We start from the raw sequence: 14,199 nt of genomic DNA on the forward strand, positions 1-14,199 counted from the left end.
TCGCGTGTGACTTTCGAGGAACGTCCATGTTTACAGCCAGGATGGCGCGCTCGATGGCGAGCGAAAGCGCGCCGGCCGCCTCGTCCGCCGCACCGGGTTCGTCCGGTGTGCCCGCCGCCGACTGCGTGCTCGAGGTGCGCGGCGTCGGCAAGTCGTTTCCCGGCGTCGTCGCGCTCGACGGCGTGCAGTTCCGCGTGCGGCGCGGCACCGTGCATGCGCTGATGGGCGAGAACGGCGCCGGCAAGTCGACGCTGATGAAGATCATCGCCGGCGTCTACACGCCCGACCAGGGCGAGATCCTGATCAACGGCGAGCCCGTCGTGCTGAACGGCCCGCTCGACGCGCTCGATCGCGGGATCGCGATGATCCACCAGGAACTCAACCTGATGCCGTACATGACGGTCGCGGAGAACATCTGGATCCGCCGCGAACCGAAGAACCGCTTCGGCCTGATCGATCACGCCGAGCTGCGCCGCCGCACCGCCGCGCTGTTCGAGCGGCTGTCGATCGACATCGACCCAGAAGCCGACGTGCGCACGCTGACGGTCGCGAGCCGCCAGATGGTCGAGATCGCGAAGGCCGTGTCGTTCGACTCCGACGTGCTGATCATGGACGAGCCGACTTCCGCGCTGACCGACAAGGAGGTCACGCACCTGTTCCGCATCATTCGCCAGCTGCGCGAGCAGGGCAAGGGCATCGTCTACATCACGCACAAGATGAACGAGCTGTTCGAGATCGCCGACGAGTTCTCGGTGTTCCGCGACGGCAAGTACATCGGCACGCACGCGTCGAGCGATGTCACGCGCGACGACATCATCCGGATGATGGTCGGCCGCGAGATCACGCAGATGTTCCCGAAGGAGGAGGTGCCGATCGGCGACGTCGTGCTGGCCGTGAAGAACCTCGGCGTCGACGGGGTGTTCCGCGACGTCAGCTTCGAGCTGCGCGCGGGCGAGATCCTCGGCGTCGCGGGCCTCGTCGGCTCGGGGCGCTCGAATGTCGCGGAGGCGCTGTTCGGCGTCGTGCCGGCCACCTCTGGCGAGATCCTGATCGACGGCAAGCCGGTGCGCATCGCCACGCCCGCGCAGGCGATGAAGCACGGGATGGCGTTCCTCACCGAGGACCGCAAGGACACCGGCTGCTTCCTGAATCTCGACCTGCTCGCGAACATGGAAGCGGCGGTGCTCAGCAACCGCTACGTGAAGTTCAATTTCGTGCGGCAGGCGCAGTTGAAACGCGACTGCGAGGAAATGAGCCGGATGCTGCGCGTGAAGACGCCCGGGCTGCACGAGGAAATCCAGAACCTGTCGGGCGGCAACCAGCAGAAGGTGCTGATCGGCAGATGGTTGCTCACGCAACCGCGCATCCTGATCCTCGACGAGCCGACCCGCGGGATCGACGTCGGCGCGAAGGCCGAGATCCACCGGCTCGTCAGCGCGCTCGCCGGCAAGGGCGTCGCGGTGCTGATGATCTCGTCGGAGATGCCGGAGGTGCTCGGCATGAGCGATCGCGTGATGGTGATGCACGAAGGCCGGATGACCGGCATCGTCGAACGCAAGGACGCCGACCAGGTCCGCATCATGGACCTGGCCTCGCGCTGAGCCGCAACAAGCATGGAGACAACTGAAATGGGCAACCTGAATCCGGTCGCGGACGCGCAGTCCATGACGATCAAGACGCGGCACGCGAAGTGGCCGCCCGAACTGAGCATCTTCCTGGTGCTGGTGGGCATCAGCCTGTTCTTCGAGGTGATCGGCTGGCTCGTCGTCGGGCAGAGCTTCCTGTTCAACGCGGAGCGGCTCGAGATCATCGTGCTGCAGATGGCCGTGATCGGCATCATCGCGGTCGGCGTGAACCTCGTGATCATCACGAGCGGGATCGACCTGTCGTCGGGGTCCGTCGTCGCGGCGGCGGCGGTCGTGTCGGCCAGCCTCGCGCAGGTGTCCGATTTTCCGCGCGCGGTGTTCCCGCACCTGACCGACCTGCCGATCATCTGGCCGGTGCTGGCCGGCGTGTGCGTCGGGCTGCTGGTCGGCCTGCTGAACGGCTCGCTGATCGCGCTGACGGGCATCCCGCCGTTCATCGCGACGCTCGGCACGATGGTGGCCGCGCGCGGCTTCGCGAAGTGGTTCACCAACGGGATGCCGGTATCGATGCTGACCGACCAGTTCGCGGCGATCGGCGCGGGCGCGAATCCGGTGATCATCTTCGTCGTGGTGGCCGCGATCTTCCACGTCGTGCTGCGCTACACGCGCTTCGGCAAGTACACGTATGCGATCGGCGCGAATCGCCACGCGGCCGTCGTGTCGGGCATCAACGTGACGCGCCATCTGGTGTTCGTCTACGCGATCGCGGGCCTGCTGAGCGGGATCGCCGGCACCGTGACGGCCGCGCGCGCGATCTCCGGCCAGTCGGGCATGGGCGTGATGTACGAGCTCGACGCGATCGCGGCCGTCGTGATCGGCGGCACGTCGCTGTCGGGCGGCCTCGGGCGCGTGACGGGCACCGTGATCGGCGTGCTGATCCTCGGCGTGATGACGTCGGGCTTCACGTTCATCCGGATCGACGCGTACTACCAGGAGATGGTCAAGGGCGCGATCATCGTCGCGGCCGTGATCGCCGACCAGTATCGCAACAAGAAGTCGCGCCGCTGACCGGCCGAGATCGAACACACAACCGATCGGGAAGAAAATGAAGATCGCTTTGGATCCCTACATGATTCGCCACCTTCCGCTCGACCGGCTGCCGCACGCGGTGGCCGAGCTCGGCTACGACCAGATCGAGCTGTCGCCGCGCAGCGACTTTCTCGACTGGTGGGTGATGCCGCGCGCGACGCGCGAGCGCATGGCCGCGTTCCGGCACGCATTGCGCGCAAGCGGCGTGGGCCTTGCGTCGCTGCAGCCGATGTACCGCTGGGCCAGCCCGTTCGATGATGAGCGGCAGTGGGCGGTGCGCTGCTGGAAGAAGGCGATCGAGGTCGCGCTCGAGATGGAATGTCCGCTGATGGTGTCCGAATTCGGGCGCGGCGCGTCGCCGGAGCGCTCTGTCGGCGAACGGCCGGGTGCGAACCCGAAGGAGCTGTGCGAGGCCGCGTGGTTCCGTTCGATGGACGAGCTGCTGCCGATCCTCGAGCGCGAACGCATCGTGCTGTCGGTCGAGCCGCATCCGGAAGACTGGATCGAGCAGCTGCAGCCGGCGATCGACATCGTCACGAACATCGGCTCGCCGTCGCTGAAGCTGTCGTACATCGCGCCGCACACGTTCTATTACGGCGACGACATGGCCGCGATGATCGCGACCGCCGCGCCGATCCTCGCGCACGTGCGCGTGGCCGACACGTTCGACCACCGCAAGAGCAGCCAGCTGCGCTACATCGTGAACCCGCCGGGCTCGAACCAGATCCGCGTGCACCAGCATCTCGACATCGGGCAGGGCGAGATCGACTGGGACGTGTTTTTCCGCGCACTCGGCAGCGCCGGCTTCGACGGCGTGATGTCGTCGTGCGTGTTCGCGTGGGAGGACCGCGCGGAAGCGTCGTCGCGCTATATGCGCGACACGATCCAGCGCTACGTCGAACGCCATTTCGAACGGGCGGCCGCGCGCTGACCCGTTTTGGAACCATTGCCGACCGGCGCGGCACGGGCCGCGCCGTCGTTGAACCAGAGACTGGAGATATCCGGATGACCTTGCAAATCGGCGTGATCGGCTGCGGCGCGATCGGCCAGGACCATATCCGCAGGCTCACGCGCACGCTGTCCGGCGCGCGCGTGGTGGCCGTCAACGACATCGATCCGCAGCAGGCGCGCGACGCGGTGACGAAGTACGGGCTCGACGCGGAAATCTACGGCGACGGCCACGAAGTGGTCGCGGCAGCCGACGTACAGGCCGTGCTCGTCACGTCGTGGGGGCCGACGCACGAAGCGTTCGTGCTCGACGCGATCGCGCACGGCAAGCCGGTGTTCTGCGAGAAGCCTTTGGCCGTAACGGCCGACGGCTGCATGCGGATCGTCGAAGCCGAGGTCGCGCACGGCCGCCGGCTCGTGCAGGTCGGCTTCATGCGTCCGTACGACGAAGGCTATCGCGCGCTCAAGCGCGTGATCGACGGCGGCGAGATCGGCGCGCCGCTGATGCTGCATTGCGCGCACCGCAACCAGTCGGTCGGCGAGCGCTATACGACCGACATGGCGATCACCGACACGCTGATCCACGAGCTCGACGTGCTGCGCTGGCTGCTCGGCGAGGACTATGCGAGCGCGCAGGTCGTCTATCCGAAGAAGACGCGCCATGCGTCCGCGCATCTCGCCGATCCGCAGATCGTGCTGCTCGAAACCGCGAGCGGCGTGCGCATCGACGTCGAGATCTTCGTGAACTGCCAATACGGCTACGACATCCAGTGCGAGGTGGTCGGCGAGAACGGCATCGCGAAGCTGCCCGATCCGCCCGCGGTCGGGCTCAAGCACGCGGCGCGGCAGTCGGTCGAGATCATGACCGACTGGAAGGAGCGCTTCATCGCGTCGTACGACGTCGAGCTGCAGGCGTTCATCGACGGCGTGCGGCAGGGTGCGCTGACCGGGCCGTCCGCGTGGGACGGCTATGCGGCGGCGGTCGCGGCCGATGCGTGCGTGCGCGCGCAGCAGAGCGGGGCGGTCGAGCCGATCGCGATGGCCGAACGCCCGGCGTTCTATCGCGGCTGAACCGGCTGAACACGCCGACACCGGGCCGCGTGTCCACGCGGCCATGCTCGCGGCCGCGCGCCGCTTTCCTGCTGGACTGACCGACATGACGATGAAGATTGGCTGCGCGCCCTGCTGCTGGGGCGTCGACGACGTGAAGAACCCGCACCTGCCGCCGTGGCGGCAGGTGCTCGCCGAGGCCGCACAGGCCGGCTATTCGGGCATCGAACTCGGCCCGTACGGCTACATCCCGCTCGAGCTCGACGTGGTGAGTGCCGAGCTCGAGCGGCAGCGGTTGAGCATCACCGCCGGCACGATCTTCGACGACCTGGTGTCGCCGGAGAATCTCCCGAACCTGCTGCGCCAGACGCGCGAGATCTGCGCGCTGATCACGCGCTTGCCGAAGCTGCCGACGCAGCCGGGCCAGCGCCATGCGGCGCCGTATCTGGTCGTGATGGACTGGGGGCACGACGAACGCGACTACGCGGCCGGCCACGCCGATCGCGCGCCGCGCCTGTCCGCCGAACGCTGGGCGCGCATGGTCGACCACATTCGCGAAATCGCGACGATCGCGCGCGACGAATTCGGCGTGCGCGCGGTGATCCATCCGCATGCGGGCGGCTACATCGAGTTCGCGGACGAGATCGACCGGATCGTCGCCGACGTCGCGGCCGATACGGCGGGCCTCTGTCTCGACACCGGCCACCTTTACTACTCGGGGATGGATCCCGAGACGTGGCTGCGCCGTCACGCGGCGCGGCTCGACTACGTGCATTTCAAGGATATCGACGCGGCCGTGTACGACGCGGTGATGGGCGAACACATCGCCTTCTTCGCGGCGTGCGCGCGTGGCGTGATGTGCCCGATCGGCACCGGCGTGCTCGACTACCGCGCGATCCGTCGCGCGCTCGACGACATCGGCTATGCGGGATACATCACGATCGAACAGGAGCGCGATCCGCGCAATGCCGGCACGAGCCTGCGCGACGTCGCGGCGAGCCGCGAGTTTCTCGCATCGGCCGGGTTCGCGTAATCGGTCGTCGGCCCGACCCTCTGCACACACTTTGAACACCTGAACACGGACAGGAACACGACAATCATGATCGACGGACAGATTCTGCTCGGACATTCGATTCCCTGGGGCATGGTCGGCGGCGGGCTCGGCAGCCAGATCGGCTACAGCCACCGGTCGGCCGCATTGCGAGACGGCAGCTTCCAGCTCGTTGCCGGCGCATTCGACATCGATGCCGAACGCGGGCGGCAATTCGGCGTGAAGCTCGGTGTCGACGCCGGGCGCTGCTATCCCGACTACCGGACGATGTTCGACGCCGAGGCGAAGCGTGCCGACGGCATCCGCGCGGTGTCGATCGCGACGCCGAACAACACGCACTTCGAAATTTGCCGCGCGGCGCTGAACGCGGGGCTGCACGTCGTCTGCGAAAAGCCGCTGTGCTTCACGACCGAGGAGGCCGAGGCGCTGCAGCGGCTGTCGGTCGAGAAGAACCGCATCGTCGGCGTCGCGTACGGCTATTCCGGACACCAGATGATCGAGCAGGCGCGCGAAATGATTGCGCGCGGCGATCTCGGCGAGATCCGCATCGTGCAGATGCAGTTCGCGCACGGCTTTCACAGCGAGGGCGTCGAAGCCGCGAGCGCCGCCGCGCGCTGGCGCGTCGACCCGAAGTTCGCGGGGCCGAGCTACGTGCTCGGCGACATCGGCACGCATCCGCTGTACATCTCCGAAGTGATGGCGCCGGAACTGCGGATCAAACGGCTGATGTGCTCGCGGCAGAGCTTCGTGAAGAGTCGCGCGCCGCTCGAGGACAACGCGTTTACGATCATGGAATACGACACGGGCGCGATCGGCTACGTGTGGTCGAGCGCGGTGAACGCGGGCTCGATGCACGGGCAGAAGGTGCGCGTGATCGGCTCGAAGGCGAGCGTCGAATGGTGGGACGAACATCCGAACCAGTTGCGCTACGAGATACAGGGGCAGCCCGCGCAGGTGCTCGATCGCGGAATGGGCTATCTGCATCCGCACGCATTGCGCGAGGACCGCATCGGCGCCGGGCATCCGGAAGGGCTGTTCGAAGCGTGGTCGAATCTGTACGCGCGCTTCGCGCTCGCGATGGACGCGGCCGATCGCGGCGACGCGCAGGCGTTGAAGAGCATCCGCTTTCCGGATGTCCATGCGGGCGTCGAAGGCGTGCGGTGGGTCGAGAACTGCGTGCGGTCCGCCGATGCGGGCGGCGTATGGGTCGACTATCGGTGAGCAGGCGGTGAGCCAGCGGCGGCCGATGCGCGGCGTCGGCCGGCGGCCCAGGGCGGCTGCCGGCGACCCTCGGCGTCACCGTTCGCATCGGCGTCGGTAGACGCCCTAATCTTTACGGCTCGGCGACGGCGTTGGAAAATCGTTTCCATTCCGGCCGTGGAGCGTGTGCAGGTGATGATCGAGCGCGTGGGAGCGAGCGTGCGGCGCGGGCCGTGCCGCAAACGTGATTAAATTCGCCCTTCATGCATGTCCATAGGTGAGTCCCGGGCGCACGCGCAGGCGGCGCGCGGATCGGGGCCGTCAACTTCGCGCTATCCGATGAGTTCATCCGAGAAACCACCCGCCACCGTCGAGGCGTTCCTGCAGCATCTGACGCAGGAGTACGACGGCCTCAGCAATCGCCTGAAGGTGATTGCGCGTCACGTGGAAACGCATCGGGACCAGCTGGGCCTGGAAGGCATCCAGTCGCTCGCGGAGGCGTGCGGCGTGCAGCCGTCGGCCGTCGTCCGGTTCGCGAAGCATTTCGGCTTTTCGGGCTTCTCCGAGATGCAGCGGCTGTTCCGCGAGGGGCTGGCCCAGCAGATCGCGCCGGGCCGCGCGTACAACCTGCGGCTGCGCGACGTGATCGAATCGGGCGAGTCGAGCCTGCAGCCCGAGCAGATCGCCGACGAATTCATCAAGGGCAGCATTGCCGGCATGCAGCAGCTGCGGCAGACGCTCGACCCGCACGCGCTCGCACGGGCCGTCGACCTGCTCGCCGACACGCAGGCGATCTGGATCGCCGGCTCGCGCCGCGCGTTTCCGATCGCCGTGTATCTCGACTATGCGCTGCAGCACACCGACAAGCGCATCGGCCTGTTCAGCGCGCTCGGCAGCATGCATCTCGGCCAGATCCGCTCGGTGCGCGAAGGCGACGTGATGATCGTGATCTCGTTCATGCCGTACGCGGAAGAGACGGTGCAGGTCGCGCAGCAGGCCGTGCAGCGCGGCGCGCGCCTGATCGCGATCACCGACAGCCGGATGAGCCCGCTCGCGCGCGAGGCCGAGGTGACGCTGATGGTGCAGGACAGCGAGACGTTCGGGTTCCGTGCGCTGACCGCGACGATGGGCCTCGCGCAGAGCCTGTTCGTCGCGCTCGCGTACCGGCTCGAGCTGTCGTACCTGCCGACCGCCGACGGCGTACACGGTACGCAGGCCGGCTGACGCCGGCCTTCGATTCGCCGGCCGCCCGCGCATTCCATCGCCGGGCGGCACGTCGACCCCGCTTACTTCGCGGTCGGCATCGCGAATTCGGCGCCCTTGCCGATGCTCGACGCCCAGCGCTGCATCACCGACTTCTGGCGCGTGTAGAAGCGCACGCCTTCCTCGCCGTACGCGTGCATGTCGCCGAACAGGCTCTTCTTCCAGCCGCCGAAGCCGTGCCAGGCCATCGGCACCGGGATCGGCACGTTGATGCCGACCATGCCGACCTGGATGCGCCGCGCGAATTCGCGCGCGATGCCGCCGTCGCTCGTGAAGCATGCGACGCCGTTGCCGAATTCGTGTGCGTTGATCAGGTCGACCGCTGCGCCGAAGTCCTTCACGCGCACGCAGCCGAGCACCGGCCCGAAGATCTCTTCCTTGTAGATGCGCATGTCGGGGCTCACGTGATCGAACAGCGTGCCGCCGGTGAAGAAGCCTTCCTCGCGGCCCGGCACGCGCAGCCCGCGGCCGTCGACCACCAGTTGCGCGCCTTCGCTGACGCCTTGCTCGATATAGCCTTCGATGCGCTTGAGCGCGTCGCCGGTGACGATCGGTCCCATCTCGACTTCCGGCGACATCCCGTCGCCGATCACCAGCTTGCGCGCGCGCTCGGCCACCAACGGCACGATCTTGTCGGCCACGTCGCCGACCAGCACCGCGATGCTGATCGCCATGCAGCGCTCGCCGGCCGAGCCGTACGCGGCGCCGATCAGCGCGTCGACCGCCTGCTCGATGTTCGCGTCCGGCATCACGACGAGATGGTTCTTCGCGCCGCCGAGCGCCTGCACGCGCTTGCCCGACTGCACCGCGCGCTGCTGCACGTAGGCCGCGATCGGCGTCGAGCCGACGAAGCTGACGGCCTGCACGTCCGGGTGGTCGAGGAGCGCGTCGACCGCGCCCTTGTCGCCTTGCACGACGTTGAACACACCGGCGGGCAGGCCCGCCTGCGTGAGCAGGTCGGCGATGAACAGCGCCGCCGACGGGTCGCGTTCGCTCGGCTTCAGCACGAACGTGTTGCCCGTCGCGAGCGCGACCGGGAACATCCAGCACGGCACCATGCACGGGAAGTTGAACGGCGTGATACCCGCGACGACGCCGAGCGGCTGGCGCATCGTCCAGTTGTCGATGCCGGTGCTGACCTGGTCGGTGAAGTCGCCCTTCAGCAGTTGCGGCACGCCGCATGCGAATTCGATGATGTCGATGCCGCGCGCGACTTCGCCCTGCGCATCCGAGAACACCTTGCCGTGCTCGGCCGTGATGATGGCGGCCAGCGTGTCGCGGTGTTCGTTCATCAACTGCAGGAAGCGGTGCAGCACGCGGGCGCGGCGGATCGGCGGCGTGTCGGCCCAGGCCGGGAACGCCGCACGGGCGGACGCGACGGCGCGCTGCACTTCGTCGTCGCCGGCGAGCGCGACGCGGCGCACCGCGCGGCCGAGCGCCGGATTGAAGACGTCCTGGAAGCGGCCGCTGCGGCCGGCGACGGGCGCGCCGTCGATGTAGTGGCCGACGTCGGCGTCGGACGTATAGGCGGGAACCGTGGTCATGCGTGTCTCCTGGGCATGGGAATGGGGAGTGGACGGAACCTAGTCTAGGCAAAGCGGCGGGGCGGGAGAAGGCCGCGCAGCTTGATTCACTGTTCAGAATTCTGAATAATCGGCGGATGAATCAGCAAAATGTCCAGGCGCTCTGGCCGCATATCCACTCGCTGACGGTCCTCGCCGCGGCCGGCAGTTTCACGGCCGCCGCGCAGCGGCTCGGCATCAGCAAGGCCGCGATGAGCCAGCGCATCGCCGATCTCGAGAAGGCGGCCGGCGTGCCGCTCGTGCGGCGCACGACGCGCAGCGTGCGGCTCACCGACGCCGGGCAGACGCTGGTCGACAGCACGCGCGACGCGTTCGAATCGATCGGCCAGCACTTCGCGCGCGTGAAGGACCTCGCCGGCGAGCCGCGCGGGCTGCTGCGGGTGACGGCGCCGGTCGCGCTCGGGCGCCAGCAGGTCGTGCCGCACCTGCCCGATTTCCTGCGGCAGCACCCGGGCGTGCACATCGAACTCGACCTGTCCGACCGGCTGCATTCGCTGACGCAGGAGGGCTTCGACCTCGCGATCCGCCATACGACGACCGCGCCGCAAACCCACGTCGCGTGGAAGCTGTGCGACACGCGTTCGCTGCTGGTCGCGAGCCGCGACTACCTCGACGCGCGCGGTGCGCCGCGCCACCCGAGCGAACTCGTCGACCACAGCTGCCTGTGCTACCTGCGCGACAACGAACCGGCCGCCTGGAGCTTCGAGCCGGACGGCCGGCGGCGCCAGCGCGTGAGCGTGCCGGTGCGCGGCAGCTTCGCGGCCAACAACAGCGAGGCGATGCGCGAGGCCGCGCTCGGCGGGCTCGGCATCGCGCTGCTGCCGGATTTCAGCGCGCAGCGCGATCTCGACGCCGGCCGGCTCGTCGCGCTGCTGGACGGCTGGCGGCCGTCGGGCGCGTTCGGCGACCACATCTTCGCGCTGCGGCCGTACAGCCCGGTCGTGCCGAGCGCGGTGCGCGCGCTCGTGCGGCACCTGCGCGAGCGGCTCGCGGGCGGGTTCGCGGGCGCCTGACGGGCGCTCGGCGGGCGCTCGGCGGGCGCTTGGCATGACGAGCGCGTGCCGAGCGCGGGCGCGCCGCGTTGCGCGGCCGGGCCCGGGCCGCGCGGGCAGGGGCGGCCGCGCTGCGGTAAAATCGCCGCTTCCTCCCGCGCCCGTGTGGCGCGTCATTCGAAGGTCGACAGCCGATGCAGATTCACAAGGAAGTGGACGCGCGCGGGCTCAATTGCCCGTTGCCGATCCTGCGCGCCAAGAAAGCGCTCGCCGATATGGAGAGCGGGCAGATCCTCAAGGTGCTCGCGACCGATCCGGGTTCGCAGCGCGATTTCGCCGCGTTCGCGAAGCAGACGGGCAACGAGATCGTCGAAGTGACGACCCAGGACAAGACCTTCGTGTTCCTGATGCGCCGCCGCTGACGGCCCGCATCACGCGCCCCTTGCGGCGCCCGCTCGCGCACCGCCCGCTGCGGTCTGCCGCGCCAACGGCGCGACACGAGCGCCAGCACAGACCCTCGCCCAGGCGCCTGTTCCATGGGAAAGCGCTCGTCTGACGCCTCTGACAATTCTTAAACCTCGCCGCACGACCGGCTGCGTATACTGACCCGGCTGGTCGTCCGTCTCGGATGGATGCACCGGCCACGGTACGTCATACGAGGCGGGCACGGGGGCCATGCCTGACGCTGCCGTCGTACAAACGGGGAGAGGACATGTCCTTCAGACCAGGGACCATTCGAAGTCCGTCCGCAGCGGAATGCATCGCGCCCGCACGTGCGGCGGGGTTGAGCCGGATCGAGCTCGACCCGCAACGGGATCGCCACGCGCGTGCCGCGCTCGAGGCGTATGCCGATTCGGCGGCGGCCGAGATGCCGTGGCTGGCCGAATCGCTCGACGAACGGCTGCGCGGCGCCGCGCGGGACGACGGCACGGGCTTCACGTATTGCGGCGCGACGATCGGGCGCGTGTTCGATCTCGCGCAGGCGTGGGCGGCGAGCCAGCCCGACTATGCGGCGCCGGCGTGGGAGCGCGTGCGCAGCCAGCTGGAGCGGATGCTGGGGCAGCCCATGCTGGGCCAGCCCATGCCGGGGCAACCGGAAGCGCCGCCAGTTGCGCGACGGGAAGGATTATTCGAATAAAGGACCGTAGTCCGCGCAATTTCTTGGCGAATTTCATACTACTATGATGAAATCGCCGGTTCGTCCGTGCCCCGTTTTTGAGATGGGTGGCCGGGGCGCCGTGTCGCGCAGGTTGCGCGCTCGGCAAACGACGGCTCGCCGGCCGGTGTCGGGCGCCGCGCGCATGCTGCGCGGCGGGATGAGTGCGGGGAGCTGAACTGGACGAATCGATTTCGATTTGCGGGGTGCTATGAGAATTGCTGTACTGGATGATGATCCGGCCCAGACGGATTTCGTCAGTCAAACGCTGACGGCCGTCGGCCACACGTGCTATGCGTTCAAGGAAGGCAAGGCCCTGAAGAAGCGTCTGCAGCGCGAGACGTTCGATCTGCTCGTGCTCGACTGGAACGTGCCCGACATGTCCGGCGAGGAAGTGCTCAAGTGGGTGCGTGCGAACCAGACCGAGCACAGCCTGCCGATCATCTTCATGACGAGCCGCGACGACGAGGCGGGGATCACGCAGATCCTCAACGCCGGCGCGGACGATTACGTGGTCAAGCCCGTGTCGGGCCCGATCCTGCGCGCACGCATCGGCTCGCTGCTGCGCCGCGCGTATCCGGTCAACGCGGAGGCGACCGTTCGCGAGTTCGACCAGTTCCGCTTCGACGTGAACCTGAAGCAGGCGTATGTCGGCGACAAGGCCGTGAGCCTCACGCAGAAGGAATTCGAGCTCGCGCTGCTGCTGTTCCAGCACCTCGACCGGCCGCTGTCGCGCGCGCACATTCTCGATCTCGTGTGGAAGCAGGCGACCGACATCCCGTCGCGCACGATGGACACGCACATCTCGATGCTGCGCACGAAGCTCGGCCTGCGGCCGGAAAACGGCTATCGCCTCGCGCCGATCTACGGCTACGGCTACCGGCTCGAGCGGGTCGGTCAGGGAGAGCCGGAGTGACCCGGCGCATCACGCAGCGCACGGCGAGCCTGCGCACGGCGGCACTGCATGCGGCGTGCGCGGTCGCGTTTGCGTTCGCGGCGCAGCAGGCCGTCGCGCAGCCGAGCGCTGCCGCGGGCAAGATGGTCGTCTACCGCACGCATGCCGGCGACACGCTGTACGACGTCGCCGCGCGCTACCTGCAGGGCCCGGACGACTGGCAGCTGCTGCAACGGATCAACGGCGTGCCCGCGCCGAAACACCTCCAGCCCGACATCGCGCTGAAGCTGCCGGCCGCGCGGCTGCGCAAGGAAAAGCTGACCGCGCGCGTCGTCGCGGTGCAGGGCACGGCCGAGCGCGCGTCCGGCGGCGCGTACGCGCCGCTCGTGAACGATGCGACGCTGACCGAGGGCGACCGCGTGCGCACGGGCGCGAACGGCTTCCTGACGCTCGAACTGGCCGACGGCACGCACATGAGCCTGCCGCCCGACAGCCAGCTCGACCTGAAGACCTTGCGCCGCACCGTGCTGACCGGCACGCTCGATCGCGAGTTCGAGCTCACGCGCGGCTCGGTCGATAGCGAGGTCACGCATCTGAAGAAGCGCGACGACCGCTTCCAGATCCGCTCGCCGTCGGTCGTGGCCGGCGTGCGCGGCACGCGGTTCCGCGTGAACTACGACGCCGCCGGCAACGCGGCGACGCGTGTCGAGGTGCTCGACGGCACCGTCGGCGTCGCGGGCAAGCAGCAGCCGGCCGACCCGACGCTCGTGCATGCGAACTTCGGCAGCGTCACGACGTCGTCCGGCGCGGTCGGCGCACCCGTGCAGCTGCTGCCGGCGCCCGCGCTCACGCATCCGGACAAGGTGCAGGACGAGCCCGACCTCACGTTCGACGTCGCGCCGCTCGAGCATGCGCATGCCTATCACCTGCAACTCGCGCGCGACGCGGGCATGCTCGAACTGTTCAGCGAAACGCGCACGGTCTCGTCGCGTGCGGTGTTCCGCGAGGTGCCGAACGGCACGTACTTCGTCCGGATTTCCGCGATCGACGACAACGGCCTCGAAGGCATGCCGCACATTTACGCGTTCGAGCGGCGCCTGATGGGGCTCGATGCGAGCGCGTCGCCCGGCCCGGACGGCTACGAGTTCCGCTGGGCGCCGAACGACGCGGCCAAGGACGCGCGTTATCGGTTCGTGCTGTCGCACTCGAAGGACCTGAGCGCGCCGGTCGTCGACCAGATGGGCCTGAAGGCGCGCCGGATCACGGTCGCCCACCTGCCGCCCGGCGACTACTACTGGGCGGTGACGGTCGAGGAGTTCGAGGGCGGCAAGTTCTATCAGAAGACGAGTCCGGTCAGCGCGTTCACGTTGTCGCGCTGACCCGCGG

Annotated in this window: 13 protein-coding genes; 12 read left to right on the forward strand and 1 reads right to left on the reverse strand. The window is 68.3% G+C overall.

Features of this window, described 5'->3' with window-relative positions; all coding sequences use genetic code 11:
* Positions 1 to 26 precede the first annotated feature (26 nt).
* The 7 genes from DIE02_RS28640 (at position 27) to DIE02_RS28670 (ending at position 8,148) form a co-directional block, all read left to right on the forward strand.
* Positions 27 to 1,601, forward strand: a complete 1,575-nt coding sequence (locus DIE02_RS28640) for a sugar ABC transporter ATP-binding protein (protein ID WP_044846094.1) — start codon at positions 27 to 29, stop codon at positions 1,599 to 1,601.
* Positions 1,602 to 1,628: 27 nt separating this feature from the next.
* The gene (locus tag DIE02_RS28645) at positions 1,629 to 2,654 is read left to right on the forward strand and encodes an ABC transporter permease (protein WP_014722872.1); all 1,026 of its coding nucleotides are present in this window, start codon (positions 1,629 to 1,631) and stop codon (positions 2,652 to 2,654) included.
* Positions 2,655 to 2,691: 37 nt separating this feature from the next.
* Positions 2,692 to 3,606, forward strand: coding sequence for a sugar phosphate isomerase/epimerase family protein (locus DIE02_RS28650; RefSeq protein WP_124488953.1), 915 nt, complete (start codon positions 2,692 to 2,694; stop codon positions 3,604 to 3,606).
* Between the two features lie 74 nt (positions 3,607 to 3,680).
* Positions 3,681 to 4,694, forward strand: coding sequence for a Gfo/Idh/MocA family protein (locus DIE02_RS28655; protein WP_044846092.1), 1,014 nt, complete (start codon positions 3,681 to 3,683; stop codon positions 4,692 to 4,694).
* 85 nt (positions 4,695 to 4,779) lie between these two features.
* Complete coding sequence (locus DIE02_RS28660) at positions 4,780 to 5,706, forward strand: TIM barrel protein (protein ID WP_124488954.1); 927 nt, start codon at positions 4,780 to 4,782, stop codon at positions 5,704 to 5,706.
* A 66-nt stretch (positions 5,707 to 5,772) separates the two neighbouring features.
* A complete protein-coding gene (locus DIE02_RS28665) occupies positions 5,773 to 6,945 on the forward strand; it encodes a Gfo/Idh/MocA family protein (protein ID WP_124488955.1) in 1,173 nt (390 codons plus the stop codon).
* 318 nt (positions 6,946 to 7,263) lie between these two features.
* Positions 7,264 to 8,148: a MurR/RpiR family transcriptional regulator gene (locus DIE02_RS28670; protein ID WP_124488956.1), complete on the forward strand. Its 885-nt coding sequence runs from the start codon at positions 7,264 to 7,266 to the stop codon at positions 8,146 to 8,148.
* A 62-nt stretch (positions 8,149 to 8,210) separates the two neighbouring features.
* On the opposite strand, the gene DIE02_RS28675 is transcribed toward DIE02_RS28670, so the two are convergent.
* Positions 8,211 to 9,731, reverse strand: a complete 1,521-nt coding sequence (locus DIE02_RS28675) for a CoA-acylating methylmalonate-semialdehyde dehydrogenase (protein WP_124488957.1) — start codon at positions 9,729 to 9,731, stop codon at positions 8,211 to 8,213.
* Positions 9,732 to 9,847: 116 nt separating this feature from the next.
* Between DIE02_RS28675 and DIE02_RS28680 the strand changes: the two genes are divergently transcribed.
* The 5 genes from DIE02_RS28680 (at position 9,848) to DIE02_RS28700 (ending at position 14,192) form a co-directional block, all read left to right on the forward strand.
* On the forward strand, positions 9,848 to 10,783 hold the full coding sequence (locus DIE02_RS28680) for a LysR family transcriptional regulator (RefSeq protein WP_124488958.1): 936 nt from the start codon (positions 9,848 to 9,850) through the stop codon (positions 10,781 to 10,783).
* Positions 10,784 to 10,956: 173 nt separating this feature from the next.
* A complete protein-coding gene (locus DIE02_RS28685; RefSeq protein ID WP_006753156.1) occupies positions 10,957 to 11,184 on the forward strand; it encodes a sulfurtransferase TusA family protein in 228 nt (75 codons plus the stop codon).
* A gap of 290 nt (positions 11,185 to 11,474) precedes the next feature.
* Complete coding sequence (locus DIE02_RS28690) at positions 11,475 to 11,900, forward strand: peptidase (RefSeq protein ID WP_124488959.1); 426 nt, start codon at positions 11,475 to 11,477, stop codon at positions 11,898 to 11,900.
* A 229-nt stretch (positions 11,901 to 12,129) separates the two neighbouring features.
* The gene (locus tag DIE02_RS28695) at positions 12,130 to 12,834 is read left to right on the forward strand and encodes a response regulator transcription factor (protein ID WP_006490421.1); all 705 of its coding nucleotides are present in this window, start codon (positions 12,130 to 12,132) and stop codon (positions 12,832 to 12,834) included.
* The gene (locus DIE02_RS28700) at positions 12,831 to 14,192 is read left to right on the forward strand and encodes a FecR domain-containing protein (protein ID WP_124488960.1); all 1,362 of its coding nucleotides are present in this window, start codon (positions 12,831 to 12,833) and stop codon (positions 14,190 to 14,192) included. Before DIE02_RS28695 ends, DIE02_RS28700 begins: the two co-directional genes overlap by 4 nt.
* Positions 14,193 to 14,199 lie beyond the last annotated feature (7 nt).

The organism is Burkholderia sp. Bp8991, assembly GCF_003853795.1.
GTDB lineage: Bacteria > Pseudomonadota > Gammaproteobacteria > Burkholderiales > Burkholderiaceae > Burkholderia.

Bases quoted from the DNA above. Each gene is read 5' to 3' on its own strand.
- DIE02_RS28670 (WP_124488956.1), top strand. From the start codon at position 7,264: ATGAGTTCATCCGAGAAACCACCCGCCACCGTCGAGGCGTTCCTGCAG.
- DIE02_RS28665 (WP_124488955.1), top strand. From the start codon at position 5,773: ATGATCGACGGACAGATTCTGCTCGGACATTCGATTCCCTGGGGCATG.
- DIE02_RS28660 (WP_124488954.1), top strand. From the start codon at position 4,780: ATGACGATGAAGATTGGCTGCGCGCCCTGCTGCTGGGGCGTCGACGAC.
- DIE02_RS28645 (WP_014722872.1), top strand. From the start codon at position 1,629: ATGGGCAACCTGAATCCGGTCGCGGACGCGCAGTCCATGACGATCAAG.
- DIE02_RS28685 (WP_006753156.1), top strand. From the start codon at position 10,957: ATGCAGATTCACAAGGAAGTGGACGCGCGCGGGCTCAATTGCCCGTTG.
- DIE02_RS28675 (WP_124488957.1), bottom strand. From the start codon at position 9,731: ATGACCACGGTTCCCGCCTATACGTCCGACGCCGACGTCGGCCACTAC.
- DIE02_RS28650 (WP_124488953.1), top strand. From the start codon at position 2,692: ATGAAGATCGCTTTGGATCCCTACATGATTCGCCACCTTCCGCTCGAC.
- DIE02_RS28695 (WP_006490421.1), top strand. From the start codon at position 12,130: ATGAGAATTGCTGTACTGGATGATGATCCGGCCCAGACGGATTTCGTC.
- DIE02_RS28680 (WP_124488958.1), top strand. From the start codon at position 9,848: ATGAATCAGCAAAATGTCCAGGCGCTCTGGCCGCATATCCACTCGCTG.
- DIE02_RS28690 (WP_124488959.1), top strand. From the start codon at position 11,475: ATGTCCTTCAGACCAGGGACCATTCGAAGTCCGTCCGCAGCGGAATGC.
- DIE02_RS28655 (WP_044846092.1), top strand. From the start codon at position 3,681: ATGACCTTGCAAATCGGCGTGATCGGCTGCGGCGCGATCGGCCAGGAC.
- DIE02_RS28640 (WP_044846094.1), top strand. From the start codon at position 27: ATGTTTACAGCCAGGATGGCGCGCTCGATGGCGAGCGAAAGCGCGCCG.